The 26233-nt window shown below is 60.6% G+C and carries 24 protein-coding genes; 3 read left to right on the top strand and 21 right to left on the bottom strand.

The genetic code is table 11. The annotated features are described in order from the left end of the window. Position 1: 1 nt before the first annotated feature. From G4G71_RS24890 to plsB, 13 genes are all read right to left on the bottom strand, one after another. A complete protein-coding gene (locus G4G71_RS24890; protein ID WP_169940984.1) occupies positions 2 to 1108 on the bottom strand; it encodes a polysaccharide biosynthesis/export family protein in 1107 nt (368 codons plus the stop codon). A gap of 175 nt (positions 1109 to 1283) precedes the next feature. Beyond that, positions 1284 to 2699 (bottom strand): undecaprenyl-phosphate glucose phosphotransferase, encoded by a 1416-nt coding sequence (locus G4G71_RS24885; RefSeq protein ID WP_169940982.1) that lies wholly within the window; start codon positions 2697 to 2699, stop codon positions 1284 to 1286. 41 nt (positions 2700 to 2740) lie between these two features. Then, positions 2741 to 4012, bottom strand: coding sequence for an O-antigen ligase family protein (locus tag G4G71_RS24880; RefSeq protein ID WP_169940980.1), 1272 nt, complete (start codon positions 4010 to 4012; stop codon positions 2741 to 2743). 12 nt (positions 4013 to 4024) lie between these two features. Next, entirely contained in the window at positions 4025 to 5098 is a 1074-nt protein-coding gene (locus tag G4G71_RS24875; RefSeq protein WP_169940978.1) for a glycosyltransferase family 4 protein, read from the bottom strand. Between the two features lie 27 nt (positions 5099 to 5125). After that, the gene (locus G4G71_RS24870; protein WP_169940976.1) at positions 5126 to 5800 is read right to left on the bottom strand and encodes a CDP-alcohol phosphatidyltransferase family protein; all 675 of its coding nucleotides are present in this window, start codon (positions 5798 to 5800) and stop codon (positions 5126 to 5128) included. A gap of 14 nt (positions 5801 to 5814) precedes the next feature. Continuing rightward, on the bottom strand, positions 5815 to 7053 hold the full coding sequence (locus G4G71_RS24865; protein ID WP_169940974.1) for an oligosaccharide flippase family protein: 1239 nt from the start codon (positions 7051 to 7053) through the stop codon (positions 5815 to 5817). A gap of 8 nt (positions 7054 to 7061) precedes the next feature. Continuing rightward, positions 7062 to 7523, bottom strand: coding sequence for an adenylyltransferase/cytidyltransferase family protein (locus G4G71_RS24860; protein WP_169940972.1), 462 nt, complete (start codon positions 7521 to 7523; stop codon positions 7062 to 7064). Positions 7524 to 7695: 172 nt separating this feature from the next. After that, a complete protein-coding gene (gene rfaH / locus G4G71_RS24855) occupies positions 7696 to 8193 on the bottom strand; it encodes a transcription/translation regulatory transformer protein RfaH (RefSeq protein ID WP_169940970.1) in 498 nt (165 codons plus the stop codon). 46 nt (positions 8194 to 8239) lie between these two features. Beyond that, positions 8240 to 10474 carry a polysaccharide biosynthesis tyrosine autokinase gene (locus G4G71_RS24850; RefSeq protein WP_169940968.1) on the bottom strand — a complete coding sequence of 745 codons (2235 nt, stop codon included), beginning with the start codon at positions 10472 to 10474 and terminating at the stop codon, positions 8240 to 8242. Between the two features lie 23 nt (positions 10475 to 10497). Beyond that, positions 10498 to 10959, bottom strand: coding sequence for a low molecular weight protein-tyrosine-phosphatase (locus tag G4G71_RS24845; RefSeq protein WP_240964834.1), 462 nt, complete (start codon positions 10957 to 10959; stop codon positions 10498 to 10500). 298 nt (positions 10960 to 11257) lie between these two features. After that, entirely contained in the window at positions 11258 to 12310 is a 1053-nt protein-coding gene (locus G4G71_RS24840) for a glycosyltransferase family 4 protein (protein ID WP_169940966.1), read from the bottom strand. Positions 12311 to 12459: 149 nt separating this feature from the next. Further along, positions 12460 to 12906: a low molecular weight protein-tyrosine-phosphatase gene (locus tag G4G71_RS24835; RefSeq protein WP_169940964.1), complete on the bottom strand. Its 447-nt coding sequence runs from the start codon at positions 12904 to 12906 to the stop codon at positions 12460 to 12462. A gap of 91 nt (positions 12907 to 12997) precedes the next feature. Then, a complete protein-coding gene (gene plsB, locus G4G71_RS24830; RefSeq protein ID WP_169940962.1) occupies positions 12998 to 15508 on the bottom strand; it encodes a glycerol-3-phosphate 1-O-acyltransferase PlsB in 2511 nt (836 codons plus the stop codon). A 170-nt stretch (positions 15509 to 15678) separates the two neighbouring features. Here plsB and G4G71_RS24825 point away from each other — a divergent pair, with 170 nt between their 5' ends. Together G4G71_RS24825 and G4G71_RS24820 are read left to right on the top strand one after the other, a co-directional pair. Further along, positions 15679 to 16122 (top strand): YMGG-like glycine zipper-containing protein, encoded by a 444-nt coding sequence (locus G4G71_RS24825; protein ID WP_024766717.1) that lies wholly within the window; start codon positions 15679 to 15681, stop codon positions 16120 to 16122. 571 nt (positions 16123 to 16693) lie between these two features. Beyond that, positions 16694 to 16903 carry a cold-shock protein gene (locus G4G71_RS24820; RefSeq protein ID WP_015476243.1) on the top strand — a complete coding sequence of 70 codons (210 nt, stop codon included), beginning with the start codon at positions 16694 to 16696 and terminating at the stop codon, positions 16901 to 16903. A gap of 69 nt (positions 16904 to 16972) precedes the next feature. On the opposite strand, the gene G4G71_RS24815 is transcribed toward G4G71_RS24820, so the two are convergent. The 5 genes from G4G71_RS24815 to G4G71_RS24795 form a co-directional block, all read right to left on the bottom strand. Then, on the bottom strand, positions 16973 to 17344 hold the full coding sequence (locus tag G4G71_RS24815) for a hypothetical protein (protein ID WP_054908314.1): 372 nt from the start codon (positions 17342 to 17344) through the stop codon (positions 16973 to 16975). Between the two features lie 10 nt (positions 17345 to 17354). Next, entirely contained in the window at positions 17355 to 18164 is an 810-nt protein-coding gene (locus tag G4G71_RS24810; protein ID WP_169940960.1) for a putative RNA methyltransferase, read from the bottom strand. Beyond that, the gene (locus G4G71_RS24805; RefSeq protein ID WP_169940958.1) at positions 18164 to 18343 is read right to left on the bottom strand and encodes a hypothetical protein; all 180 of its coding nucleotides are present in this window, start codon (positions 18341 to 18343) and stop codon (positions 18164 to 18166) included. The genes G4G71_RS24810 and G4G71_RS24805 overlap by 1 nt, the downstream gene beginning before the upstream one ends. Beyond that, entirely contained in the window at positions 18340 to 19497 is a 1158-nt protein-coding gene (gene dapE / locus G4G71_RS24800) for a succinyl-diaminopimelate desuccinylase (protein ID WP_169940956.1), read from the bottom strand. Before dapE ends, G4G71_RS24805 begins: the two co-directional genes overlap by 4 nt. Before the next feature lie 184 nt (positions 19498 to 19681). Further along, positions 19682 to 22279, bottom strand: coding sequence for a glycosyltransferase (locus G4G71_RS24795; protein ID WP_169940954.1), 2598 nt, complete (start codon positions 22277 to 22279; stop codon positions 19682 to 19684). Positions 22280 to 22563: 284 nt separating this feature from the next. Here G4G71_RS24795 and tcdA point away from each other — a divergent pair, with 284 nt between their 5' ends. Next, the gene (tcdA, locus tag G4G71_RS24790) at positions 22564 to 23370 is read left to right on the top strand and encodes a tRNA cyclic N6-threonylcarbamoyladenosine(37) synthase TcdA (RefSeq protein ID WP_169940952.1); all 807 of its coding nucleotides are present in this window, start codon (positions 22564 to 22566) and stop codon (positions 23368 to 23370) included. A 95-nt stretch (positions 23371 to 23465) separates the two neighbouring features. On the opposite strand, the gene G4G71_RS24785 is transcribed toward tcdA, so the two are convergent. From G4G71_RS24785 to dapD, 3 genes are all read right to left on the bottom strand, one after another. Further along, a complete protein-coding gene (locus tag G4G71_RS24785) occupies positions 23466 to 23873 on the bottom strand; it encodes a SufE family protein (protein ID WP_169940950.1) in 408 nt (135 codons plus the stop codon). Beyond that, entirely contained in the window at positions 23870 to 25075 is a 1206-nt protein-coding gene (locus tag G4G71_RS24780; RefSeq protein ID WP_169940948.1) for an aminotransferase class V-fold PLP-dependent enzyme, read from the bottom strand. Before G4G71_RS24780 ends, G4G71_RS24785 begins: the two co-directional genes overlap by 4 nt. Positions 25076 to 25170: 95 nt before the next feature. Further along, entirely contained in the window at positions 25171 to 26205 is a 1035-nt protein-coding gene (dapD, locus tag G4G71_RS24775) for a 2,3,4,5-tetrahydropyridine-2,6-dicarboxylate N-succinyltransferase (protein WP_169940946.1), read from the bottom strand. Positions 26206 to 26233: the final 28 nt, after the last annotated feature.

The raw sequence follows: 26233 nt of genomic DNA, 5'->3' as shown, positions 1-26233 counted from the left end.
CTCAGTTGTTGTTGAGGTTGTGTTGAATGGTCGAACCGGTGCCGAGAATGCCGGCGGACGGCAGCAATTGGCTGATCAGGCGGTTCCAGCGAGTCACACCGGCCGGGCCGACATAGACAACATCCTGCGGTTGCAACTGGAATTGTTGGGCGAGGATGAAGGCGGTGGGCGAGTTCGCGTCGAGCTGGAAGACCGTGGCGCGCTGTTTCTCCAGATCCTCGACACCGCGAATGACATACACGGCTTTGCCATTGGCAGTGGTCTGGTTCAAGCCGCCAACACTGCCCAGTGCATCGGCCAGGTTCATCTCGCGGGTCTTGAAGATCAGTGCGCGCGGCGCGTTGACTTCACCCATCAGATAGACCTTCTTGCGATCGTTATAGGGCAGATAGATGCGGTCGCCGTCCTTCAGGTACAGGCTGTACAGGGCCGAGCCTTGAGCAGTGTTCAGCGCATCCAGGTTCAGGTGGAAGACCTGGTTGTCGCGCTGCAGCGTCAGGCCGGAGAGGTCGGCATTGGCGGTATCCAGTTCGGCGGCGCCAATGGCTTCCATCAGCGCCAGGGGAGTCGTGGTGATTGCCTGCGGGCCCGCTTTGACGAAGGCACCATTGAGTATCACTCGCTGGCTGGCGAAGCGCAGAACGGCAATATCCACCTGGGGTTCTTCGACGTACGCAGCCAGGGCGTTGGTAATGGTCTTGCGAACGTCTTCGATCGTCCTTCCCGACACGTGCAGCGTGCCGACATAGGGGTAGAAGAGTGTGCCGTCTGGCCGTACCAACCGACCGTTAGCGTCTCCCTGTTGCAGTTGGCCGGCCGGTGAGGTCAGCTCTGGGTGGTCCCAGACAGTGATGTACAGAAGGTCACCAGCACCGATCCGGTAACTTTCCGGGCGGAAGCTGACGAGCTCCTCGGGAACGGCATCCTGTTGCCGTGTTGCAGCGTCTACCGTGAGCAGCTTGGGCGTGATCTGCACCAGTTGGACGCGACTGGACTCAGCCGAGTCTTCCGGCATGAGTCGTCCGGTATCCAGGTTCTGGCCGGGGGAGAACATGCATCCCTGAAGCGCAAGGGCAGACAGGACAGCAAGGGACAAGGGGCGAATCATGGGAGGGCTACACAAAGGAAGTGAAGGGATGGCGCGGACTGTTCCCTACGCCGGAGTTCCATGGCGCAAGGTGCTGGCCGGAAGGCTGCGCAGGTTAGCAATCGGGTTTGGCTGAGGATGTAGGAATCGGCTGGCAGGGAGAGGCAGTAAATTCTTGAAGTGGGAAAGGTGGCGATCAGTAGGCGTTCTTGTGCACGAAGCCCTTGAACAGGGTCAGGAAGACGATCTTCAGGTCCCACCAGAGCGACCAGTTATTGATATAGGCCAGGTCGAACTCGACACGCTTCTGCATCTTCTCCAGGGTGTCTGTTTCGCCGCGCCAGCCATTCACCTGGGCCCATCCCGTGATGCCCGGTTTCACTTTGTGACGCAGCATGTAGCTGCTGATCTGCCCACGATATTCCTCGTTGTGGGCGATGGCGTGCGGGCGCGGCCCGACAATGGACATATCGCCCATGAGCACGTTGATGAACTGCGGCAGTTCATCCAGCGAGGTGCGCCGCAGGAAGGCTCCCAGCGGGGTGATGCGGCTGTCGTTGCGGGTTGCCTGGGTGACCTTCGCGCCGTTTTCCATCACTCGCATGCTGCGGAATTTCCAGACTTCGATGGAGCGACCGTCGATGCCGTAGCGTTTCTGCCGGAAGAATACCGGGCCGGGAGAAGTGAGTTTGATTGCCGCCGAGATGAAAAGCATGGGGACGGCGATCAGACAAAGGATCAATGACGATAGAATGATGTCTTCCAGACGCTTCACCAACGCACTGGCGCCCACCATGGGGCTGTCGAAGATGCTGATGGTGGGGATGCCGTCGATGTTCTGGGATCGGGCGTGGAGCAGGTTGAAGATGAAAACATCTGGAACTAAGTGGACCGAAACGGTTGTATCGCTGAGTTGATCAACCAGCCACTTGATCCTGGCCTCGCTACGCATAGGAAGGGCGATGTAGATATGATCGATGGAGCCGGAGTGTGCTTCGCTAATCAACTGCTCCAAGTTGCCCGAGACACTAATTCGCAACTGCCATCCGGGTAGTTGAACAGGGGTGGTTCTCTCATCATCATAGAAACCTAGGAGTTCCAGGCCCATCCAAGGGGCATTGGCGATGTTCATCGCCAGTCGCGCTCCCAAGGGGCCTGCTCCGACGATGGCCACATTACGGGTATTCAGGCCATTATTACGAAGTATTTTGAGTGCCTGACGAAGGAAAACTCGATAAGCAATCAATGTAATCAGGGGGAAACTCAATAGTTGTATGAGGAGCATCCGGGGCCGGGGCTGGGATTCAAAAAGCACATAGTCACCCAGAAAAAATGTCAGCGAGCTGAGTAGCCAGATACACGATAGTTTCCTTAACTCATCACGTATACGTTTGCCACGCCATGAGCCGTAGAGGCCTCCCGCATCGGCCAGAATGGAAAATGGGAGCAAGGTGCCGAAGGCGACGGCCAAAATATCTCTACTGTCCTTTATTCCGCTCAGAGTGCAGAGCAGAAAGATGCAGAGCAGGATGATCGCAAGGTCCAGGGTGCGTTGGAGGATGGAGAGGCTTGTATGGGGGGGGCGGAGTACACCGCGATCATTTCTGTTCATGCCGATTGCGTTGATTAAGCTGGTTGTTGGGATCTAGGCGGTTACGCCAACCTGAGTGAAGTTGAGTTGGGGGAGAACCTCTGCACACAGACCTCTGTGCTCCTGAGCTTTATGCAGCTCAGCGCAAACAACATCCATGTGAAGAAGTGCGCTTGATTATGGTTGGTTAGTCCAAAAACTACGACGTGAATGAGTAGTATTGTTCTTGTGGTTGTTGTGAGTTTCTGGATTTCTTTAGTGCACTTTCGAATATTCCACGTTATTTTGAGGTTTATGTGGATAAACGCCGCAGTGGCTATAGAGAGAATAAGAGTTCCCGCTATTCCAAGCCCGTAGAGTATTTGTAGTGGCAAGTTGTGAAGCGAATAGGCTTTTGGTGATTCTATTCCTACTCCCCAGAATAAATGCTCTAGAAGGTCGTCTATCGCAGTATTCCAATCCTCCAGTCTGACGTTGGAGCTTCCGGTTCCTTTAGCTGCGGATTCGTATCCGGTAGTAATTACTGCCATAACATCAAATGATAAGTAGGAAAGTGTTTGTGTGACGATTGGTGTAAGGATGGCAGGAAGGATAGCGAGCAAGAGCTTTCTACTAGGGCTTTTGCTGCTGAAAGTGAGGTAAATATAGCTCAGGAGTAGCGTTATATAGGCGGCACGTGTAGAGGTGAGAAAAACACCCGCTATGAATATTACTGATAGTATCAGATAGAAGGGGTTGTTCTTGTTTAGGGTTATCGATAATGCGTATATTGCATAAAAAGAGCAAATTATTCCAAACTCGTTAGGGTAGGTGCCAGGGCTGAAGCGTGAGTAGCCATAGGCACTTTGGTCCAGTGTGGTGAAGAGACTGTAGGTGCTGTATGGGATTTTATTTGTGATATAGCCAATGTAAATGACCAAGCCCAGAAAGAAAACGGCGCAGAAGCCTTTGAATGAGTCTCTAAGGAGTTTTTCCGTTATGTCTGTGGATTCGCTCGAGATAATCCATTGCGAGATATTGTAAAATCCGAATGCGAGATTGCAGATGACTAGCACTCTAATTGCTGGGTTGGCATGAATAGGGATATCATCTGTAATGCCAATTAGTGAGTAGGATGCGCTGCCGAATAGAAGGATGAAGATGAAGAATAGTAGTGTGAAGTGGGGTAGGCTTCTTTTTGATGTTCTAAAAAGGCAAAGAATGTTAATGAGGGCAGTGCTGAAGTAGAATGCTCGTAGTGAACCAATGCCTGGTAATGGTGCAAAGAAAATTCCAGTAGGTCCAAGAAAGAAGGTTGTTCGGAGGATTGTTTCCCTGATCCTGGAGTTTTTCATTTCAGGTGCAACTCAGGGGCGATTTTTTTTTTTTGATTTTTCCTTCGCTACTGCTTCTTGGTAGAACTCCAGTATTTCTGCCGAAAAGCGAGAAGATGAATATTTTTCACGTATATATTCCTGTAGTCTTGGTGGGGTCTCTGTTGGGCTGGTTCTATATTGAGTAATGCTCTTGATTATGGCGTCTGCTGTAGTCATGTCGGCAACTTGACCGTACATGCCAAGTATTTCGGGGAGCGAGCCTGCATGGCTGGCCAGTACGGGAGTTCCTCTTGCTAATGACTCTATGGCTACAAATCCAAAACCCTCCCAGCGTGAAGGGACTATAGTTAAATCGGCATCATCGTACACAGCCAGCAGTGCTTCTCGAGTTTGCCATCCCAAGAATGTCACATTTGCAGTTGGCTTATAGTCTGAATCGCAAAGAACAGAGTCTCCAGCTACGTAGAGATGAAACTCTTGCAGCTCTTTTGATTTGAATGCCTCATACAGGATGTCGAATCCCTTTTGTCGGTCCAGTCGGCCGACGAATAATATTTTTTTTATGCTATATGCCCTGTGTGTCTTTTTTAGTGGGGCGAGATAGTCATCTGAAATTGGATTGTAGATAGATCTCTGGAGATCGCAGGGGATGAAATTTGCGGCGGCCTGCTCTGTTTTTGAAATATGAATTACTCCGGTTGAGAGTCGGCCTGTTATATAGTCAACTGCTTTGCAGATGGTGCGCTCAAGTGTTGAAACTTGACGCTGGAAAGACCATCCGTGCGCGCAGAAAATTATTGCTGGAAATTTGAAGCTCAATAGTTTTTGAAGGATAAGCACATATCCGGCGAAAGAACTGTGCAAATGCACAATGTCATAGGATTGCTTGCCTTCCAATCTGGCAAGGGCTTGGAATAATCCGGCTATTCTTTGAGGGCGGCTAGTGCCTGGGAATGCTATCAATTTTTTCCTATCTACGTCGATCTCGTTCTCTTGACTGGCAGGGATCAGATAATAATGCTCGTGAGGTACGTTACCATCGATTAGCTCTAGGTAAGTGGCAACTCCCCCCTTCACAGTTTCTGCAATATGTAGTATGCGCATTTTTGATGGTCTTAATGAAGTTGAGTGTTATAGATTTTTCCAGGAAGAAACGGCCGTGGCGATTGTGATAATTCCACCTAGCGTTGCTTGGAATAAAAGAAATTCAGTAATAGCCTGAAAGTGTAGGGCCAAATAGGTCAGTAATAAGCCAATGCCGGAGAGGTTATAGATGGACAGCAACCACTGTGCTTTCCAGCCACTTCCGGTGTCGCCTGTGGAGTTTCTTTTGGATCCAGATAGAACATTTGACTTATTTAATATGAGTCGAGAGAGTATGGAGAATATGCTGGCAGCAGCACCAAGAAGAAGGGCATCCTGTTCGCCGCTTCCATAGCCGATGGCGATGTATAAACCTGCGGTAATTATATATCCGCCGATGGCGTCTAGGAACTCTCCCTTGAGGGAGCCTGTTCGAGTGAACCTTGCAATATTTCCATCGACACAGTCAAGTACTAGCCAAAGAAGTATTAGAGTGGTGATTATCCAGGCTGGGTAACTAATGGCTGCGGTGAGGATTGCGGCAAGGGCAAAAGCAATTGATGCTAGAGATGCGAAGTTTGCACTTAGCCCTGCTGAGACGAATAGCGCAGTTATCGGATAGGAAATAGGCCTGGCACAGAAATAAGCGGCGGGATTTCCCCAGCGATCATAGTTGCTCTTGTCCTGGGGCATGGATTTTCTGATTTCGGCGATTGTTGGCATGGCGGTTATTCGAGTTAGAGGGAGTGGGCGGTTTTTTGGATGCGCCGGAGCGCAAGTATCCGCAACGTGAGTACAAACAGTTCGGTTCCCAGGATCGCCAGAGCGACGTTCAGGGCGTTGATCTGATCGAGGATGTAGAGGCATCCCAATGCAAGGACGTTGGCAATTGAGGCGATCACCACGGTGCGGTTGGCCTGGTCCAGACGATCAAGGGCAGCGAAGGCTGGATAGCCGAAAGCTGCGGCGAGATAGCTGACGACCATGGCGGCTAGCAGCACGGTGAAGGTCGATTGCGCCCGGAGGAACTCAGGACCCAGCGCGAGTTGCAGAATCTCTGCAGAGAATGCAGCGATCAGTCCGGCCAATATCGACAGCAGGCCCGCCGAGCCCAGAGTTACCAGCAGGAACACTCGCCAGTCGCGGTTTTTCGCCATGAATGGATACAGGACCTGGTTGACTGGCAACGCCGATCCGATGCGGTAGACCTGCTGGCAGGCATAGAACTGTGCAGCCTGCACTTGCCCCGCAAGACCTACTACGGTGGTAGCCGCCGAGGTGTAGGTGGCCACCGCAATTCGCGATGTGAAGAAGGGAAGCGCGCCACGAAATTCCTGCAGGACTTCCACCATGCTTGGTCGCAGGATTCGAAAGTTTGTTCTGTAGACCTGCAGGATGGAGAGCGCGGCTGCTGAGAGCTGGGCTAATCCCCAGCCCAGGATTACGAGCCAGGCATCGTCGCTGTCGTGAACAAACAACAGTACGGCAACAAGGTAGAGCGCTTTGGTCGAAAGACTGTATACGGTGACTACCTTTTGGCGCTCCAGACCCACGAACAACCAGTTGGTCTGATAGGCTTGGCCAATGATGGCTAGGGTTCCCAACGCGAAGAGTGGGGTGTCATGCCGGTAGGCGGGAGTAAAAAACGGAACCAGCAGGGTGATCAGGGATGCTATGGCCACCAGCGGTAGTTTCCCGATGAACACCGCGCCGAGCAGTTTGCCGATCAGCAAGCGATCTTCACGATGGCGTGCGATTCGGTATGTACTCGACAGACCATAGCCGAAGTCAGTAATTATTAATGACAGTTGGCAGAGAGAAAGCACCATGGCTACTGTGCCGAAGCTCTCGATTGCAAGGCGCTGAGTCAGTACCGGTAGCAGGAGCAGCGGCAGGAAGTTCGCCAATTGCGTCAGGCTGGCGGCCAGTGTGTTGGCTGCCAGTGGGTGTCGGATTAAATGAGCTATTGAGCGCATGGTAGTTGTCAGCGCAGGCGTTCGATAATTGACGAGATCGTGTCCAACGAGGATTTCAGCTCGCTGAGGTGCGCCTTGTCGAAGTAGCCCAGACTCTGCTTGATCTGCGTACTGGAAATCCCATCGGTGCGTGGCAGATAGATCACCCTGCACAAAGTGTTCAGATCGTCGAACTTCCCTTGCCAATCATGACCCATGCCAAGTATCGCCACATGATATGTGTCGATATCCCGCACCTTCTGTTCCCAATCAGTTTCAGGAATCGCCAGATCGACGCATTTGATCGACTGCACGATCTCAATGCGATCAGCGAAGGGGATAATAGTTTTCTTGCCTTTGCTGGAATTGAACTCATCGGTGGATACGCCGACGATCAATCGATCGCCCAGATTCTTGAGGCGGGTCAGGAGTTTCAGATGACCATGATGGAACAGGTCGAAAGTGCCGTAAGTCAGAACGGTGGTTGTCATGGCGTGCAGGATTCCAGACGCGTGCAGCAGCCTCGGTGGCCTGGCACGCTACCGCCCCAGGATTTTTGGTTGATTTCCTGAGAACGCGGTTGGGGTCGAGGTTGATCGGTTCGGATGGCCGGGTTGGAGTAACTAGAGAGCTTGTTTATGCCGCGAGTTATATGCGTATGCGCTATGCGAGCCGTCCCACCTGAGTGATCGGTACGCTGACGCGGGACTCGCGGCGTAACAGGTTCAGCAGCAGGATTACCCGCTCGGTGCCGTCTACTGCCTCGAATATCGCTTCTACTCCAGGGCTGCCTGGAAGACCGATTCGTACACGTTCCCCGGTCTCGAACAGCGGGGCGATAGCAGCGTCACGGGTGCGTATCTTTTCGATCACCGCCGATGGAACGGCCAGTGGGTGGCTGTCGAAGCGAACAATCTGGCTGACGCCGCGCGTGGAGCGGATAGGCATCCAGTTGTCCTGCAAGGTGTCCAACGCGATAAACAGGTAGCCGGGGAAAAGCGGTTCGGCCTGCTGCTGTATTACGCCATTTCGAATTCGCTCTACTTGGTGCATCGGCAGCAAGCACTCGTACTGTTGCCGCGTCAGATTCTCCAAGGCGCGCAGGTCCTGCCGTGGCTTGCATTGCACCAGATACCACTGTTTTTCCGATGTCGATTGCATCTCTATCTTCCCTTTGCAGGGGTACGGATCTCGGCGTTTCCAGGGATCAGGATTTGTCCGAGAGGTACTCATACTGGTAATTGCTGTACGCCCCGTTCCCGTAGTAATCCGCCGCACGCCGCTCGACGCCATTGAAGATGGCGCCCTTGAGCTGGATGCCGTTCTGTGCGAAGCGTCGAATAGTCAGTTCAATTTCACGAGGGGCGTTCTTGCCGAAGCGGGTGACAATAAGGCTGGTACCGGCCTGGTGCCCGACGATGGCGGCATCGGTGACGGCCAGTAGGGGAGGGGTATCCAGGATGACCAAGTCGAACTCGCTGCTGGCTGCCTCCAGCAAGCTGGTGAAGTTCGGGTGCATCAGTAATTCGGAAGGGTTTGGTGGAATCTCCCCGCGGGAGATGAAGTGAAGGTTTTCCACCTTGGTCCGTTGCACCGCCTGTTGGAAGCTGCAGCGCTGGATGAGCAGGTCCGACAGGCCGACCTTATCGCTAGCGCCGAGCGTCTTGTGCAGGTAACCCTTGCGCATATCCACGTCTATCAGAAGGACGCGTTGGCCGGTCTGGGCGATCACGGCAGCAAGGTTCGAACTGACGAAGGATTTGCCGACATCAGGGCTTGGGCCGGAGATCATCAGCCGGTTGTCGCCCGATTCCAGCATGGCGAAGTGGAGGCTGGTGCGCAGGCTGCGCAGCGACTCGATGGCGAGGTCGGTAGGATGACTCGTCGCAAGCAAGGGAGCGACCGCACGGCTGTCTTTCTTGCCTGCCCCCAGTTGGTCTTCATCGGCTTTGTGCAGAGCACTGAAGGGAACGGAGGCGTAGACCGGAAGACCCAGTTGCTCGATGGCGTCCGCGGTTTCAATGCCTCGATTCAGCGCTTTGCGTAGGAGCACCAGTGCAATGGCGATGAACAGACCGAGCAGGGTTGCGATCACAACGATCAGCGGCTTTTTCGGTTTTACGGGTTTGGTGACGTCGACGTCGGCGGTGTCGATGACTCGCACATTGCCGACGGAGCCTGCACGCACGACATCCAGCTCCTGGCTCTTGTTCAGCAGCTGCGTGTAGATGGTGGTGCTGACCTCGACGTCCCGGGTCAGGCGCAGCAGGTCCTGCTGTGTTTCCGGTAGGCTTTCGATGCGCTTGGCCAGGCCATTCTGCTTGGCCGTGAGTTCACCGATCTGCCTGGCCAGCGCCTGATAGGCGGGATGCTGGCGGGTGAACTTGCGGTCCATCTCGGCCTGCTGCAGCTTCAGCTCGGAAATGCTGGTATCCAGGGCGACGCTCTGGTCGAGCAGCGCCTTGGTTTCAAGGCTGATGTCGGCCGATTTGGCCCGGGTCTGGTAGCTGCTCAATGCGTTCTCGGCAGTTTCCAGATCGCGGCGAACGTCGGGCAACTGGCCGCGCAGGAATTCGAGACTGGAAGCCGCTTCGGCGGAAGCGCGCTGCACGTTCTGGCGCACATACTGCTGGCTGATCTCGTTCAGTACGGCGAGTGCCCTGGCCGCATCATCGTCGTCCAGCGTCAGGTCGATAATGCCGGAGTCCTTACCGGTCTCGGCCACCTTGAGTGCGTCCTGGTAGTCGAGGATGGTGCTCAGCCGACGTTGCTTGGTGACGAGGAATCGAGTCCCGGCATTGGCGTGTAAGGTTTTGACCTGGAGCTTGATGCCTCGCTCGTCGTAGGCCTGGCCGACGGAGCCCTCGACCAGCAACTCATCGTCGTCATCGAGCAGCCGGAAACCTCCGGCTTCTTCGGCAATCAGCGTCAGGTTCTTTTCGAGCAGGCTATCGGGGACTTCCAGCTGGAAGATTTCCAGCGACTCGCCGCCCCAGGCAAAGCGGCTCATGCCCAACGGCGCAGGGGCGATGTCGCCGGGGTTGTCTGGCTGATAGTGTCGTTGAAGAAAGCTGCCGACCAGCGGGAACAACGACGGCTGGGCATCGATATCCAGGTGCAGATTGTCCACGGCCTTGCCGATCACGCTACGCGAGGTCAGTAACTGAATCTCGGTCACGGCCTGGGATTGTGAGCCGCCGAGGATGTCGCTCATCTCGGTCAGCCCGGGAATTCCGGGTGCTTTCTGCTCCACCTGAATGGTCGCCGAGGCGCGGTAGATGGGAGTGGCGAGCACGGCATAGGCGATCCCTGCCAACAGGAATCCGGCGGTGATGCCTGTGATCATCCATTTGTGATCGATCAGGACGCCGAACAGCCGGAGCAGGTCGATTTCGTCATCATCGACGGACGCTTGCGGTGCGAGGGATTGCGCTTGTTGCATGAGAGGTACTTCGCCGTGAATGCTTATCGAGTGGAGCGGAGATATCGGGACCATGTGGCGACTGCCTCATCGATCAAGGCATAGGCGTGCTTGAAGGCCGCCTCACCTTGTCGATACGGATCTGGAATTTCACGATCGTGCTGCCATTTGCCGAGCAGGAAGGTCTTGCCTCGGGACTGCGGGGATTGCTGGTTAATGTCGCGCAGGTGATTGCGCTCCATGACCAGCACCAGATCGGCGTCCTGGAGGATCTTCGGCGTCAGTTGGCGGGCGCGATGCAATGCGGGTTGTTGGCCGTGCTGCGAAAGTGTTGCGAGGGCATGCTGCTCAATCGGCTGGTCGACCAGTGCGGCCAGACCGGCGGAACCGACCACGATGTTGTAGTCCTGAACAGCCTGTCGCAGCAGGTGCTCTGCAGTGGGGCTGCGGCAGATATTGCCGACGCAAACGATGAGCACCTGATTGAACACGCTGAATCCCGCCATGGTGGTGGAGACCGAAGGCTGGCGAAATTAAGCCGCGCGAGAGGGTGATTCAATGCGCTTTCTCGCCGATTGGCGGCTTTAGGAATATTCCGGTACTGGCGGAGATAAGTGCTGAGTGGTCCGCGCGATGAATTCCCACAAGCCGGGAATGTGGCGCAATGGAACTATCGGGGACGGGTGAGAGTGTGAAGCAGGTCTCTGCTGGCGATTCGCAAACGGAGTCGGGTGGGGCGATTATCTGTCGGTTCGCCCGGGCAGAAGACTGTCTTCGCGCCTGGGAATTTTCTCGACAAATGCTTCAGCCGATCGCCAGGCGATCGGCGGTGGGCCGCGGAGTGAAGCGGGAGTAGAGGTCCTCCAGGGACGACTGCAGCTGTTCGCCGGAATGCAGGCTTCTAATGCTGCTGCAGTTGCGCCGGAGGTCGGCCAGCACGGAAGCGTCGGCCTTGGCGAAGGCGATCACCGTCTTCCGGGCGTCGTCCACATCCTGCGCCGTGACCAGTCCTTCGGCGACAAAGGGGCCGATTCGCCGCAGTGCGATGGGCAGGTCGAGTTTCGCTGCTTCCAGCACTGAAATCGGGAATCCGTCCCACGCGGCAGTGTGGAAGTAGAGGTCCAGCCCCTGCATATGCGCGATGACTTCGGCGCGCGGGCGCCATCCCGTCACCTCGATACCGGCGTGTTCCAGTTCCGCCATGGCGCGAGCATCACCTCCGCCAATCCATTTGAAGTGGGCGATATCCCGGCAGCTTTCGGCCACGACGCGGAAGTATTCATGGCCTTTCTGCCGGCCGATACGCCCGACCATGCCAACCACCGGTTTGCTGGTGAGGCTGCGCACTGTCGGCACCTTCGGCAGTTCGTCGCAGACATTGACCAGCCCCAGGGTATGCCCCGGTTCGATCAGTTCCCCGGCAATGCGTTGTTCATCCATGCCGCAGCCGGCGATCACCGCGGTACGCCGTGCCAGCAGCGACTCGATGGCGCGGTAGGCCTTCAGCATCATCGGATGATCGCCACGCAGGAAGGCAAAACCGTGCGGGGTGTAGACGATCTTCTGCGCCGGGATGAACGGCAATGCGCGGATCAGCGCGCCAGCATAGGTGCTGTGCAGGTGGATGACGTCCGGCTGTACGCGATCGATGTAGGGCTTCACCCGCGCCAGGCTGGAAAGCCGGCGCGGCACCAGTTCCATGTGCTTGAACAGGCCCTGACTTTCCTCACCGGTGGTATCGCCCTTGCGCACCGAGGCCAGCAGGTAGTGCTCATGCTGTTGGGAGTTGAGGATGTAGGAGTTGATGGCCGAGGTGACGCCGCCGCCGAAGGACTCGGTGATGTGCAGGATCTTCATAAAGCGATGTAGGCCCCTGGAAAATTACTTGTCGTAACTGGGAGACCAAACAGCTGAATATGGTCTTGCTGGGCTAGAGCGTAGCCTTTTTCAACAGCGCAATGTAAGGATTTCTGACGCTTTTATCGGTCGGCGAATAAGGCGCCAAATTACCGGCGAAATTGCACGCGCCCGATCCACGGGGCGACCGCCGATTCGATCAGCGAATACGCGCGCTCGAAGGCTTCCGGGCCTTTGCGGTATGGGTCCGGGATCTCCTGATCAGTCTGCCATTTGCCCAGCAGGAAGGTCTTGCCGCGGGCCTCAGGCGCCAGGCGAATCACGCTGTCGATCTGCGATTGCTCCATGACCAGGATGAGATTGGCCTCATGGATCATCTCGGCGTTGAGCTGGCGGGCACGGTGAGGTTGGGGGTGGTGGCCGTGGCGGCGGAGGATGGCGAGGGCGGTGTTGTCGATGGGGTGTCCGACCAGCGCGCTGAGCCCGGCGGAGGCCACGGCGATGTCGGTGCCCTGCAGGGATTCGCGCAGCAGGTGTTCGGCGATGGGGCTTCGGCAGATGTTGCCGATGCAGACGATCAGAATCCTGTTGAACACGTGGAGCGTCCCTGACCGCGACCGATAATCGTCAGAAATCTATCGGTCGTGGTGCAGGGGCGTCAAGCCGCCGTCAGAGGGGCAGTTGGGCTCAGCTCTGGCTGGCGGGCGGCTGCTCGGTGGGAGCGGTTTCTTCCTGGGGCGGGCGCTCCAGGGCGACCTGGCGGATGGACAGTCGAATCTCCGCCGGCAGCACGCGCTTGGCGGCACCTTCGGCCAGTTCGCCGAGCAGCTCGTGGTAGCTCAGCTTGCCGTTCTCGTCCTTGCGCAGCACGCCCTCGTCCAGCAGGGTCTGGATGAAGTGGCGGAACAGGCTCTTGTCGAAGAACTCCGGGGCATTGAGGCCGTGGAGGACCGACAGGCGCTGGGCCATCACGGTGCAGAGGTTTTCCAGTTCCTCGGCGTTGAGCTGCTTCTGCCCGGCGTTGAGTACCAGCGAAATGGACATGTAGAAGCGCTGCAGGGTCTGGGCGATGGCGCGGGCCAGCAGGGTCAGCAGCACATACTGGCGCGAGCTGGGCGCCGGACGGATGAAGGTGTCGTTCTCCTGTTTGAGCAGTTCGCTGGTGACCATGGCCTGCAGCCACTGGTCGACCACCGCGTCCAGCTCGTCCAGGCTCCAGCGGATGAACAGCTCGGCCTGCAGGTACGGGTACAGCGCGCGGGTATAGCGCAGGAGCTGTTCGCGGCTGATTCGGCCGCTGTTCTGGAAGAAGCTGGCGATCAGCGCCGGCAGGGCGAAGATGTGCAGGACGTTGTTGCGGTAGTAGGTCATCAGCACCGCGTTCTGCTCGTCGAGATAGCAGATGCGACCCAGGGCGTCCTTCTGCTCGCTGAGCAGGTTCATGCTCTTCACGTATTCGATCAACTGCTGGCCGTCGCCCTCGGGCAGCGTGGCGCTGGGCGAGTAGGGCACCTTGCGCAGCAGGTCGAGGTAGAGGTCGATCACGCGCGCCAGGGCGGTTTCGTCCAGAGCCAGGCGGGTAGTGGACAGCAGCGCCAGCGCCACCAGGTTTACCGGATTGATCGCGGCAGCATCGTTGAGATGTCGGGCGACGTCGCGGGCCAGGTGATTGGTGGTTTCCGACAGCCAGGCCGGGCGGTATTCCGGGCCCAGCTCCTGTTGGCGCCAATCCGGCTGTTGCTGGTCGAGGAAGCGGTCGAGGTGAATCGGCTCGCCGAAGTTCACCCACACCTGGCCGAAGCGCTGCTTGAGCGCGCCAACGACCTTGAAGATGTCGAAGATCGACTCCTTCTTCTTCGCCGCGCCACGCAGTTCACCCAGGTAGGTGCGGCCTTCGAGCACGCGCTCGTAGCCGATGTACACGGGGACGAAGACGATGGGGCGGCGCGAGTCGCGCAGGAAGCTGCGCAGGGTGATCGCCAGCATCCCGGTGCGCGGATGCAGCATGCGCCCGGTGCGGGAGCGGCCGCCTTCGACGAAGTACTCGGTGGAGAAGCCACGGCTGAACAGGGTGTGCAGGTATTCGTTGAAGACTGCGGTGTACAGCTGGTTGCCCTTGAAGCTGCGGCGCATGAAGAACGCACCGCCGCGACGCAGGATAGAGCCCACCACCGGCATGTTGAGGTTGATGCCGGCGGCGATGTGCGGCGGGGTCAGGCCGTTGCGGAACAGCAGGTAGGACAGCAGCAGGTAGTCGATGTGGCTGCGGTGGCAGGGCACGTAGACGATCTCGTGGCCCTGGGCGACTTCCTGGACGCGCTCGATGTGGTTGACCTTCACACCCTCGTAGAGCTTGTTCCAGAACCAGGTCAGGGTCACTTCGAGGAAGCGAATCACCGGGTAGGAGACGTCGGCGGCGATCTCGTTGGCGTAGCGCAGGGCGGCAGCCTCGGCCTTTTCCTGGGAAATCTTCTGGGTTTCGCATTCCTCCTGGATCGCCTGGCGCACCAGCGGCGCGCGCAACAGGCCCTTGACCAGGGTGCGGCGGTGGGAGAGGTCCGGACCGATCACCGCGGTCTTCTGGTTGCGGAAGTGCACGCGCAGGATGCGCTGGACCATGCGCAGGGTGCGTTCGTGGCCCTTGTTCTGCTCCACCAGCTCGCGCAGATGGATGGGGGCGGAGTACTGCACGCGGGTCTTGCGGCCGAGGATGAGGATGCGCGCCAGCTTGCGCAGTCGGCCGGTGACGGCCCAGTTGTCGGCGAACAGCAGCTTCCAGGCGCTCTTTTCGCTGTCAGGCGATTGGCCCCAGAACACGCTGACCGGGACGATCTGCGCATCGTCGATGCCGTTCTGGCCGATGGCGCCGAGCATGCGCACCAGCGCCGGCGGGGCGCCGCGCTTGTCCTGGCGACCCAGCCAGTCGGGCTCGGGGGTCAGGTAGAAGAAGGCGGCGGGTTCGATGGATTCACCCACTGCCACCGGCATGACCGGGCGCGGCAGGCCGGCCTTGCGGCATTCGGTATCCACCACGGCGAGGTCGCTCACCGAAGGCTGCTGCAGGACGTAGAGGACCGGTTTGCTGCGGTCGATCTTCAGGCTGAAGGACGACTGGTTGATGGTTTCCGAGCGCACCCAGAGGTAAAGCAGGCGGCGCAGGGCACCGAAACCGAAGCGGCGGAACGGGTAACGAGGCATACAGGCCCTATGGCTGGCAGAGATAAAACGAGCGATTGCTCAGACTGGCTAGTTTGCCGGATTAGGCCCCCGCCAGCAAAGCCGCGAGCGCTTGGTCGGAGTTGTACGGATGCCCCGTGGGCAGCGGCTATCCTGCCCTTTGAGGGATGAACTTCTAGGGAGGTTCCGCGATGCGTGCGCTTACCTTGGGATGCCTGCTGGCGTTTTGCGCCGCGCTGCCTGCCCAGGCTCAGACAGTGGTTCCGCTCAAGGGGCAGAGCAGTCAGCAGATGCAGCAGGATATGGCCGATTGCAACGCGGCGGCGGCCAGCAGTTCCAGTTCCGATCCGCATGTCGGCGGGCGGGTTCGCGGCGCGGCGAAGGGCGCGGCGGCCGGAGCCGTCGGCGCAGAAGTGCGCGGGCAGCAGCATGACGAACTCTACGATCGCGCCAGCGACGACGCCAAACAGCAGTACCGGCAGAACCGTGCCGGCGAAGTGGCGGCCGCCGGCGCGGCGGTCGGTGGCATGCGGCAGCGCCAGGAGCGTCGGCAGGATCGGCGCACCCAGAGCTCGGCTAGTGCCAGCGCCTATGGCGGTTGTATGCAGGGACGGGGTTATCAGGTCAGTCCCTGAACTGCGAGTGGGTTGCCGTGACAAAAGAACCGCGATGGTGCACAGCCTGTCCGCAGTTTGATGTGCGAAGCAGAGTTCTGCGGGATATCTCCATCGACTTGGATGAAGAACGGAGCGCCTATTCAGCAGCGGAATAGTCGGGCATATCGTCGCAGAGGCAACTGGAAAGCCGCCTGATTCGTTGTCTGAAAGATTTTTCGGAAGCTCGCTCAAGCGGACGAGCGGGAACGAAACTACCCGCCGCAAATGCGTGAAAGTGCGAAAAGGTCCACGTTCGAAACACTTTCGTTACGCGTGGTAACGAGCACCAAAATGGCTCTGCAGGCCCCGAAAAATGGCACTTTGTCCTGTTTGGTCATAGGGTCACGGAGTTGATGAAAAAGTGCTTTTCAGCTGTAACTTTTGATTTATATACTCGGGAGCGCTGTCGCCCGTCGGCGTTATTCGAATTACCTTCCTACGTGCCATTCGGTGCGGGTTGGATGATAAGGAAAGCGTTCAGCCGGCGACTGCCGAAGTCCTCATTCCCGGGGGCCATCCAAAAATAATAGGCAAGTTGGAGAGTGTGGTAATGGCTGATCGTGAGGTCGGAACCGTCAAGTGGTTCAATGACGCCAAAGGTTATGGATTCATTCAACGCGATAGCGGTCCGGACGTGTTCGTTCACTACCGTGCCATTCGTGGCGATGGTCACCGCTCCCTGGTCGAAGGCCAGAAAGTGGAGTTCTCGGTGATCCAGGGTCAGAAAGGCCTCCAGGCGGAAGACGTCGCCAAGGTCTGAGCCCCCGAAAAAACAAAGGCCCGTCCATTGGACGGGCCTTTGTTTTTTCAGCCTTGTGCAAGCCAGGGTTCAGCCCGTGCGCCAGGTGATTTCCTCGACGCCCGCGGCGGTCACTTTCAGCCAGCGGTCCGCGTCTTCCTCGCCCTGATCCTCGCTCCAGCTGCCCGGTGCGCAGCGCACTTCCACGTCCAGCGCGGCGCAGGCATCGCGGGCGCAGGCGGCGTCGTCGTCCCAGGGGGTGCTGTCACTGTCCAGGAACAGGCTGTTCCACTTGCCCACGGCTTTTGGCAGCCAGGTCGCAGGGATGCCACCGGCGGTGCACTTGAGGGTTTCGCCCTGTTTGCGCCATTCGCTGCAAGGGCCAAGTGCCTTCTCCAGCCAGGCGCTGACGGCGGCCTGGTCGGCATCCTTGATGTAGATCTCGATATCCGGTTGGCGCATGGCGTCCTCGTCAGGGTTCTTGGCGTTGCAGCCAATCGTAGCGTACCGCGACCGTCACCTCGAAGGGCTCGGCGAGGATGCGTTCGCGTCGCTCGGCGTTGACCCGCCAGCCGTGGGGCGTCATCGCCAGCAGGTGCTCGCGGGCTTCGCGGGTTTCCAGCGGCAGCTTGAAGCTCAGTTGTTCGGTGTGCACCAGCTTCAGTTCTTCAGGCAGATCGGCAAGGTGCTTGTCTTCGACGTATTCGCGCACTTCATCGTACAGGCGTTCGCGCAGTTCCAGCAGATGGTCGCGTGCCGGGCCCAGGCGCAGCACGCCGCCTCCGGGAGTCAGCAGGCGTGTGGCTTCCCTCCAGTCGATCGGGCTGAACACGCTGGCCAGCAACTGGCAGGAAGCATCGGCCAGCGGCACGCGGGCCATGCTGGCGACCATCCAGGTCAGCTGCGGGGCGCGCTTGCAGGCGCGCTTGACGGCTTCGCGGGAGATGTCCAGGGCATAGCCGTCGGCCTGGGGCAGGGCTTCGCCCAGCTGCGCGGTGTAGTAACCCTCGCCGCAGCCAATATCAAGCCAGCGACCGGGAGCCCGCTCGGCAGCCAGTTCGGCCAGGCGCCTGGCCAGCGGCGCGTAGTGGCCGGCGCCGAGGAAGTAGCGGCGCGCCTCGACCATGGCGGCGTTATCGCCTGGATCGAGGCTCTTCTTGTGCTGTACCGGCAGCAGGTTCAGGTAGCCCTGGCGTGCGCGGTCGAAGCGGTGCCCGGCGGGGCAGGCCACGCCGTTGTCGACTTCGGTGAGTGCCTCGCGGCACAGCGGACAGATCAGCATCACTTCTTCCCCGGTCCCAGCGGCTGCGGCAGGTCGTTGCGCAGCACGGTGGGCAGCGAGCGGCGGCGCTGGGCGATCTGGTACACGCGCAAGGAATAGCGGCGCTCGGCGGCTGGCGCGGGCGGCGGGGTGTCGGGCTGGATGGCGCCCAGGCAGAAGCCTTTGTTCGGTCCATTCATGCCAGCAGTCGCACCAGGGTCTGGTAATAGATTTCGGTCAGCACATCGAGGTCGCTGGCCAGTACACGTTCGTCCACCTGGTGGATGGTGGCGTTGACCGGGCCGAGTTCGACCACCTGGGTGCCCATGGTGGCGATGAAGCGGCCATCGGACGTACCGCCGGAGGTCGACGGCGTGGTCTCGCGGCCGGTGACCGCGCGGATCGCCGCCGCCACGCCATCGAGCAGCTCACCCGGCTGGGTGAGGAAGGGCAGGCCGGACAGCGCCCAGTCGATGTGCCATTCCAGGCCGTGCTTGTCGAGGATCGCCGCGACGCGCTGCTGCAGGCTTTCCACGGTGGATTCGGTGGAGAAGCGGAAGTTGAAGATCACCTTCAGGTCGCCCGGAATCACGTTGGTCGCGCCGGTGCCGCCATTGATGTTGGAGATCTGGAAGCTGGTCGGCGGGAAGTAGTCGTTGCCGTTGTCCCAGTGCTCGGCGGCGAGTTCGGCCAGGGCTGGGGCGGTGAGGTGGATCGGGTTCTTCGCCAGGTGCGGGTAGGCCACGTGGCCCTGCTTGCCGCGCACGGTCAGGGTGGCGCCGAGGGAGCCGCGACGACCGTTCTTGACGATGTCGCCCACCAGGGTGGTGCTCGACGGCTCGCCGACGATGCACCAGTCCAGGCGCTCGTTGCGGGCCTTCAGGCGCTCGACCACGGCCTTGGTGCCGTGATGCGCGGGGCCTTCCTCGTCGCTGGTGATCAGGTAGGCGATGCTGCCGCGGTGGTTGGGGTGGTCGGCGACGAAGCGCTCGGTGGCGATGATCATCGACGCCAGGCTGCCTTTCATGTCCGCCGCGCCACGGCCGCAGAGCATGCCGTCGGCGTCGATCAGGGCGTCGAACGGCTGGTGCTGCCAGGCCTGCTCGGGGCCAGTGGGTACTACGTCGGTGTGGCCGGCGAAACACAGCACCGGGCCATTGGCGCCGTCGCGGCCCTGGCGCAGGGCCCAGAAGTTATCCACATCCTCGATGCGCATGGGCTCCAGGGCGAAGCCGCAGGCGTCCAGGCGCTGCATCATCAGCTGCTGGCAGTCGGCATCGACCGGTGTGACGGAGGGACGGCGAATCAGCTCGCAGGCGAGGGCCAGTGTCGGCGAGAGGGACATTGAGGGCATCCTGGGGGTGGAACGGAAAAAGGCGCCCATCTTAAAGCAAAAACGCCGGCGTTTGGCCGGCGTTCTCGGGAGCGGATCAGCGGTGCGGTTCACCTTGTAGGAGCGAGCTTGCTCGCGAACGCTTTTGCCTGATGCCAAGGCGCCAGGTCTGTTCGCGAGCAAGCTCGCTCCTACAGGGGCTGCATCAGCTGGCCGGCGCGACGTCCGCAGCCGGTGCCTCCTGGGCCTTGGGCGCGGCAGACAGCAGCGCCATCACCAGGGCGGCGAGGTAGGGCAGCGACTGCACCAGCAGCATGGCCACCCAGAACATCATGTCGCGGCTCGGCACGCCCTGCACCAGCACGATGCCCAGGGCTGCGCCCCACAGCAGCAGCATGATGAAGACTTCCTCGCGCGCCTCGGCCAGCGCCACCAGCAGGCCGTGGTTGGAGGCCATCTTCGGCGTACGGAAGAACGGGATGGTCTTGGTGAATGCCCCGTAGAGCACCGCCTTGGCGATGGTGTGCGACAGCGCAAGGCCCGCCACCGCCGCCTGGAACGAGCGCAGCAGGTCCACGCCCACGGCGCGGCGGTAGAGGAACATGATCTTGCCGAACTTGAAGAAGAACAGCGCCAGCGGCGGGATGGCGAAGATCAGCAGCGGCGGGTCGACCCGCTTGGGCACGATGATCATCGCCGAGGACCAGAGCAGCGCGCCGACGGTGAAGAAGATGTTCATGCCGTCGGCGATCCACGGCAGCCAGCCGGCGATGAAGTGGTAGCGCTGGCCGAGGGTCAGCTTGCTGTCCTTGCCCTGGAACAGCGCGCGGGCGTGGCCCTTCATGATCTGGATGGCGCCATAGGCCCAGCGGAAACGCTGCTTCTTGTAGTCGATGAAGGTGTCGGGCATCACGCCCTTGCCGAAGCTCTGGTGCGAGTAGGCGGCCGAATAGCCCTTCTCGAACACCCGCAGGCCCAGCTCGGCGTCCTCGCAGATGGTCCAGTCGGCCCATTTCAGCTCGTCCATCACGGTCCGGCGAATCATGGTCATGGTGCCGTGCTGGATGATCGCGTCGCGGTCGTTGCGGGTGACCATGCCGATGTGGAAGAAACCCTTGTACTCGGCGTAGCAGAGCTTCTTGAAGACGTTTTCCTCGCCGTCGTGATAGTCCTGCGGGGACTGCACCACGGCGATCTTCGGGTCGCTGAAATGCGGCACCATCTGCTTGAGCCAGTTCGGCTCGACGCAGTAGTCGGCGTCGATCACCGCCACGACTTCGACGTCCGGCGCGGTGTGCGGCAGGATGTAGTTCAGCGCGCCGCCCTTGAAACCGGCCAGCGGCGCGACGTGGAAGAAACGGAAGCGCGGGCCGAGGACTTCGCAGTAGTCGCGCACCGGTTCCCAGACCGCCGGGTCCTTGGTGTTGTTGTCGATGATCAGGACTTCGAAGTCCGGATAGTCGAGCCTGGAGAGCGCATCCAGGGTCTTCTTCATCATCTCCGGCGGTTCGTTGTAGCAGGGCACGTGCACCGAGACCTTGGGCCGGTAGCCGGTATCGGTCAGCACCGGGTCGAACGGCCGGCGGCGCTTGCGCACCCACACTGTCTCGGCCAGTTCGTGGGCCTCGGTGAGCAGGACGATGAACACGCCCAGCGCGCCGATGCCCAGCAGGCCGCCGACGGTCAGGCTGAACCAGGTGCTGTATTGCTGGCTGTAGTCGTAGGCGATCCACACCAGCACCGAGCCGCCGGCAAAGGCGACCACGGTGAGGAAGGTCCGCCCGCGCTGGCGCAGGGCGCTGCCGTCGATCATCAGCAGGGTCAGGGCGAGCAGCGCCATCACCACCGAAGCGACCGCCAGGGCGCGCCATTGCGGGATGTTCACCACCGGGCCGGTGAAGTTGAACTTGGGCTGGCGCTGGGCGTTATACACGCCCCAGTAGGCACCCACCGAGCCTTCGTCACCGACTTTCCACGGCTGGTCGAAGGCCTCGACGACGAAGTAGTTGTAGCCCCGCTTGTTCAGCGCATTGGTCAGCGTGCGCAGGTAGATGGCCTGGTCCGCCTGGGTGGCGTCGGCACCGCCGCGCATGCGGCCGTTGCTCGGCCAGCCGACTTCGGCCAGCAGCAGCGGCTTGCGCGGGAACTTGGCGCGCAGCTCCTTGGCGCGCTCGAGGACGAACGGCACGGCGTTGTCCATCGGCGTGTATTCCCAGTACGGCAGCACGTGGGCGGCGATCAGGTCGACGTGTTTGGCCATCTCCGGGTATTTCTCGTAGATGTGCCATTGCTCGGCAGTTGTCACCGGTACCTTCACCGCCTTGCGCACGCGGTCCAGGTAGGCGGTGAGTTGTTCGACGGTGACCTCGCGGCGGAACAGCGCCTCGTTGCCGACGATCACCCGCACGACACTGCGCGAGTTGTTGGCGATCTCGATGCCGCGCTCGATTTCGGCCTCGTTCTCGGCCTCGTCCGGGCCGATCCAGATGCCGAGGCTGACGCGCATGCCCAGCTCTTCTGCCAGGCGCGGAATGTCGGCCAGCGGGCCCTTCACCGAGTAGGTGCGGATGTTGTCGGTGTTCCTGGAGACCAGTTCGAGGTCCGAGCGGATTTCGTCGTCGCTGGGGAACTGGTCCTTCTGCGGATTCTGGTTCAGGCGGAAGGGCGAGAAGGAGAATCCGGAAATGCTTTCCGGCCAGTCGGGAACGCTGACCGGGCGGTTGTAGAGAGCCCAGAAGCCGGTGAAGAGTGCCGCGAGGGCGACGAAAACCACCAGGTTGAGGCCGAACTTGCGTGAAGACATGGTGCGATCGGGTTCCAAAGGGTGGAACGGGGAGGGGCCGGGACAGTCTCCGCGGGAGACTCTTCGGTCGGGGCGCATCCTACCCCGCACTCCGGGGGCTGTACAGGTTGCCGGCACCGTCCGCCGAGACGGCGAGCGTGGGCATTTTCCGACAGTTTAGAATGTGTGGCAGGCGCGTGGCTGAGACTGCGGCAATCCGGCTTTGTTGCAGGCTCGCCAAGGCCGGTCGTTATGGGCGACCGGTCGTTATAGAATGCCGGCCGTTTCGAAATGAGGTGTGGGCGATGCAACTGGATGAACAGCGTTTCGGCGGAATCGCGCGGCTTTATGGTCGTGAGGGCCTGGAGCGTCTGGCGGCCAGCCATGTGGCGGTGGTCGGGATCGGCGGCGTGGGCTCCTGGGCGGCCGAGGCCCTGGCGCGCAGCGGCGTGGGCGAGATTTCCCTGTTCGATCTCGATGACGTCTGCGTCACCAACACCAATCGCCAGGTGCATGCCCTGGACGGCGCCGTGGGCAAGCCCAAGGTCGAGGTCATGGCCGAGCGCTTGAAGGCAATCAATCCAGGCATCGTCGTACACGCTGTAGCCGATTTCGTTACCCGTGAAACCATGGCGGAGTACATCACCCCGGAGCTGGATTGCGTGATCGACTGCATCGACAGCGTCGCCGCCAAGGCCGCGCTGATCGCCTGGTGCAAGCGCCGCAAGCTGCAGATCATCACCACCGGTGGCGCGGGTGGGCAGGTGGACCCGACACAGATCCAGGTGGCCGACCTGAACAAGACGTTCAACGACCCGCTGGCCGCCAAGGTCCGTTCCATGCTGCGCCGCGACTACAACTTCTCGCGCACGCCAGGCCGGCATTACAGCGTGCAGTGTGTGTTTTCCACCGAGCAGTTGCGCTATCCCAAGCCGGACGGCACGGTGTGCCAGTCCAAGAGTTTCGTCGGCGAGGGCGTGAAGCTGGACTGCGCCGGCGGTTTCGGCGCGGTGATGATGGTCACGGCGACCTTCGGCATGGTCGCGGCGGCGCGGGCGGTGGACAAGATCGTCGCCGGGGCGCGGCGGCCTTCGGAGCGTTCTGCTGGCTGAAGATTTTTCGTAGGAGCGGACTTTGTCCGCGATGGTGCCCGGCGCGATGCGGACCAATCGCGGACGGAGTCCGCTCCTACGCCTAAGCAAGCGCCTCAGGTAATGATCAAGTCTTGCATGCGCTTGAGCACGGCATTCAACCCGTTGCTGCGCGACGGCGACAGTTGCCGGCCGAGGCCGAGTTGGTCGAACCAGTCCGGCAGGTCGATGGCGGCCAATTCATCGGCAGGTAAACCTTCCACCCGCACCAGCAGCAACGCCAGCAACCCGCGCAGCAGGCGCGCATCGCTGTAGGCGCGGAAATTCCAGTGGCCATCCCGCGAGTCAGCCACCAGCCAGACGTTGCTCTCGCAGCCCTGTACGCGGTGCTCGTCGCTGCGCTCGGTTTCGCCCAACGGCTCCAGGCGTTCGCCCCATTGCATCAGCAGGCGCGCTCGTTGCTCCCAGCCCTGCAAGGCGGTGAAGGCTTGCAGCGCCTCGGCGGCTGCGGCGGGCAAGCTCATCGCAGCAACTCCAGGGCGCTGTCCAGCGCGGTGAAGAAACGCTCCAGGTCGGCACTGTCGTTGTAGAGACCAAGGGAGACCCGCAGGGCACCGGCCACGTCGAGGGTCTTCATCAGCGGCATGGCGCAGTGGTGCCCGGCGCGCACGGCAATGCCCTGTTCGGTGAGCAGATGGCCGAGGTCGGCCACATGCACGCCCTCGACCACGAAACTGGCCAGCGCCACTTCCGGTTCGCCCAGCACGCGCACGCCATCACGGGCGCGCAGGCCGGCGAGCAGGCGGGCGTGGAGGAAATCCTCGTGGGCGCTGACTTCGGCGCTGTCCTGGGCGGCCAGCCACTGCAGCGTGGCGCCCAGGGCTATCACCGGGCCGATGGGCGGGGTGCCGGCCTCGAAGCCCATCGGGGCGCTGTGGAACTGTGCGTCGAAGTAGTCCGCGACGCGCACCATCTCGCCGCCGAATTGCCAGTGCGCCAGTCGCTCAAGCGACTCCGGGCGGCCCCAGAGCAGGCCGAGGCCTTCCGGGCCGTAGAGCTTGTGGCTGGAGCAGACGTAGAAGTCGCAGCCCAGCGCCGACAGGTTGTGCCGGCCGTGGACTACGCCCTGGGCGCCATCCACCACGCTTAACGCGCCGTGCTGCCGAGCCATCTGCAACAGTTCCGGCAGCGGTTGCCAGGTGCCGAGCACGTTGGATAGCTGGCTGACGGCAAGCAGGCGAGTGCGCGGGCCGATCAGGCTGGCAGCGCGGGTCAGATCGATGCGGCCGTCACTGTCCAGCGGCAGCACCACCAGTTTCAAGCCACGCCGCTTTGCCAGTTGCTGCCAGGGCAGCAGGTTGGCGTGGTGCTCCAGGGCGCTGACGACGATCTCGTCACCGCTGTGGAAGCTCGCCTCCAGTCCGTAGGCCAGCAGGTTCAGGGCTTCGGTGGCGCCACGGGTGAAGATGATCTGAGCCGGGCTGCCGCCATTGAGCCAGCTGGCGGCCAGGCTGCGGGTCGCTTCGAAGGCGCGGGTGGCGCGCTCGCCGGGCAGGTGCTGGGCGCGGTGCACGTTGGCGGCGCCGCTGGCGTAGTAGCCGGCGAGGGCGTCGATCATGGCGCGCGGCTTCTGCGCGGTGGCGGCGCTGTCGAGGTAGGTCTGGCCTTCGGCCTCGAAGGCGGCGAGGGCCGGGAAGTCGGAGCGCCAGGGCGAGGGAATGGACATGGGCGTGCGGCCGGTTGCGGGAAAAGTAAAACGGGGGCCGCAGCCCCCGCTTCTCCAAGCTTAGTGCGTACCCCGCATCAGCGGGGGCGCCCAGCTTAGTTGTGCGCGTGCAGCGCTTCGTTCAGCTCGATCGCGGTCTTGTTGGTCTTGCACTCGACGGCGCCGGTCTGGGAGTTGCGGCGGAACAGCAGGTCGGCCTGGCCGGCCAGGTCGCGGCCCTTGACCACTTTGACCAGGGCGTTCTGGTCGTCCAGTACGGCGATCTTGGTGCCAGCGGTGACGTACAGGCCGGCTTCGACGATGTTGCGGTCGCCCAGCGGGATGCCGATGCCGGCGTTGGCGCCGATCAGGCAGCCTTCGCCGACGCTGATGACGATGTTGCCGCCGCCGGACAGGGTGCCCATGGTGGAGCAGCCGCCGCCCAGGTCCGAGCCCTTGCCGACGAACACGCCCGCGGAGACGCGGCCTTCGATCATGCCCGGGCCCTGGGTGCCGGCATTGAAGTTGACGAAGCCTTCGTGCATCACGGTGGTGCCTTCACCGATGTAGGCGCCCAGGCGTACGCGGGCGGTGTCGGCGATGCGTACGCCGGCCGGGACAACGTAGTCGGTCATCTTCGGGAACTTGTCCACCGAGAAGACTTCCAGCAGCTTGCCCTTCAGGCGCGCTTCCAGTTGCAGTTCGGCCAGTTCGGCCAGGTCGACGGCGCCCTGGTTGGTCCAGGCCACGTTCGGCAGCAGCGGGAAGATGCCGGTCAGGTTCAGGCCGTGCGGCTTGACCAGGCGATGGGACAGCAGGTGCAGCTTCAGGTACGCCTCCGGGGTGGAGCTGGGGGCGGCGTCGTCGGCCAGCAGGGTGGCGACCAGCGGCTTCTGGCTTTCGGCCAGGCGGTTGAGCAGGGCGGCCTGGGCGGCGTCGACGGTCTCGACGGCGTCGGCCAGCTGGTAGGCCTGGTGGGCGGTGAAGGCAATCGCCTGGTTGCCGCCTTCATAGTTCAGCAGCGGGCTGATGGCTGCGACCAGTTCGGCGCTGGGGTTGAGCAGCGGCTGCGCGTAGAAGACTTCCAGCCAGTTGCCCTGGCGGTTCTGGGTGCCGACACCGAAAGCGATGCTGAACAGGGATTTCGACATGAGGGGGATTCCTTGAAAGAGATTCTCG

It is taken from the genome of Pseudomonas multiresinivorans, from assembly GCF_012971725.1.
In the GTDB taxonomy this organism is placed as follows: Bacteria; Pseudomonadota; Gammaproteobacteria; order Pseudomonadales; family Pseudomonadaceae; genus Pseudomonas; species Pseudomonas multiresinivorans.
The sequence above is the reverse complement of the archived record's forward strand: the minus strand, read 5'-3'. Positions and strand labels throughout refer to the sequence as shown.

What these genes read in the sequence shown, in the direction of transcription:
- G4G71_RS24860 (WP_169940972.1), bottom strand. Translation starts at nt 7,523, where the DNA reads ATGACAACCACCGTTCTGACTTACGGCACTTTCGACCTGTTCCATCAT.
- dapD (WP_169940946.1), bottom strand. Translation starts at nt 26,205, where the DNA reads ATGTCGAAATCCCTGTTCAGCATCGCTTTCGGTGTCGGCACCCAGAAC.
- G4G71_RS24795 (WP_169940954.1), bottom strand. Translation starts at nt 22,279, where the DNA reads ATGTCTTCACGCAAGTTCGGCCTCAACCTGGTGGTTTTCGTCGCCCTC.
- G4G71_RS24815 (WP_054908314.1), bottom strand. Translation starts at nt 17,344, where the DNA reads ATGCGCCAACCGGATATCGAGATCTACATCAAGGATGCCGACCAGGCC.
- G4G71_RS24875 (WP_169940978.1), bottom strand. Translation starts at nt 5,098, where the DNA reads ATGCGCATACTACATATTGCAGAAACTGTGAAGGGGGGAGTTGCCACT.
- G4G71_RS24885 (WP_169940982.1), bottom strand. Translation starts at nt 2,699, where the DNA reads ATGAACAGAAATGATCGCGGTGTACTCCGCCCCCCCCATACAAGCCTC.
- G4G71_RS24810 (WP_169940960.1), bottom strand. Translation starts at nt 18,164, where the DNA reads ATGCTGATCTGTCCGCTGTGCCGCGAGGCACTCACCGAAGTCGACAAC.
- G4G71_RS24805 (WP_169940958.1), bottom strand. Translation starts at nt 18,343, where the DNA reads ATGAATGGACCGAACAAAGGCTTCTGCCTGGGCGCCATCCAGCCCGAC.
- dapE (WP_169940956.1), bottom strand. Translation starts at nt 19,497, where the DNA reads ATGCCCTCAATGTCCCTCTCGCCGACACTGGCCCTCGCCTGCGAGCTG.
- G4G71_RS24845 (WP_240964834.1), bottom strand. Translation starts at nt 10,959, where the DNA reads ATGGCGGGATTCAGCGTGTTCAATCAGGTGCTCATCGTTTGCGTCGGC.
- rfaH (WP_169940970.1), bottom strand. Translation starts at nt 8,193, where the DNA reads ATGCAATCGACATCGGAAAAACAGTGGTATCTGGTGCAATGCAAGCCA.
- G4G71_RS24825 (WP_024766717.1), top strand. Translation starts at nt 15,679, where the DNA reads ATGCGTGCGCTTACCTTGGGATGCCTGCTGGCGTTTTGCGCCGCGCTG.
- G4G71_RS24890 (WP_169940984.1), bottom strand. Translation starts at nt 1,108, where the DNA reads ATGATTCGCCCCTTGTCCCTTGCTGTCCTGTCTGCCCTTGCGCTTCAG.
- G4G71_RS24850 (WP_169940968.1), bottom strand. Translation starts at nt 10,474, where the DNA reads ATGCAACAAGCGCAATCCCTCGCACCGCAAGCGTCCGTCGATGATGAC.
- G4G71_RS24780 (WP_169940948.1), bottom strand. Translation starts at nt 25,075, where the DNA reads ATGTCCATTCCCTCGCCCTGGCGCTCCGACTTCCCGGCCCTCGCCGCC.
- G4G71_RS24785 (WP_169940950.1), bottom strand. Translation starts at nt 23,873, where the DNA reads ATGAGCTTGCCCGCCGCAGCCGCCGAGGCGCTGCAAGCCTTCACCGCC.
- G4G71_RS24840 (WP_169940966.1), bottom strand. Translation starts at nt 12,310, where the DNA reads ATGAAGATCCTGCACATCACCGAGTCCTTCGGCGGCGGCGTCACCTCG.
- G4G71_RS24880 (WP_169940980.1), bottom strand. Translation starts at nt 4,012, where the DNA reads ATGAAAAACTCCAGGATCAGGGAAACAATCCTCCGAACAACCTTCTTT.
- G4G71_RS24870 (WP_169940976.1), bottom strand. Translation starts at nt 5,800, where the DNA reads ATGCCAACAATCGCCGAAATCAGAAAATCCATGCCCCAGGACAAGAGC.
- G4G71_RS24865 (WP_169940974.1), bottom strand. Translation starts at nt 7,053, where the DNA reads ATGCGCTCAATAGCTCATTTAATCCGACACCCACTGGCAGCCAACACA.
- plsB (WP_169940962.1), bottom strand. Translation starts at nt 15,508, where the DNA reads ATGCCTCGTTACCCGTTCCGCCGCTTCGGTTTCGGTGCCCTGCGCCGC.
- tcdA (WP_169940952.1), top strand. Translation starts at nt 22,564, where the DNA reads ATGCAACTGGATGAACAGCGTTTCGGCGGAATCGCGCGGCTTTATGGT.
- G4G71_RS24820 (WP_015476243.1), top strand. Translation starts at nt 16,694, where the DNA reads ATGGCTGATCGTGAGGTCGGAACCGTCAAGTGGTTCAATGACGCCAAA.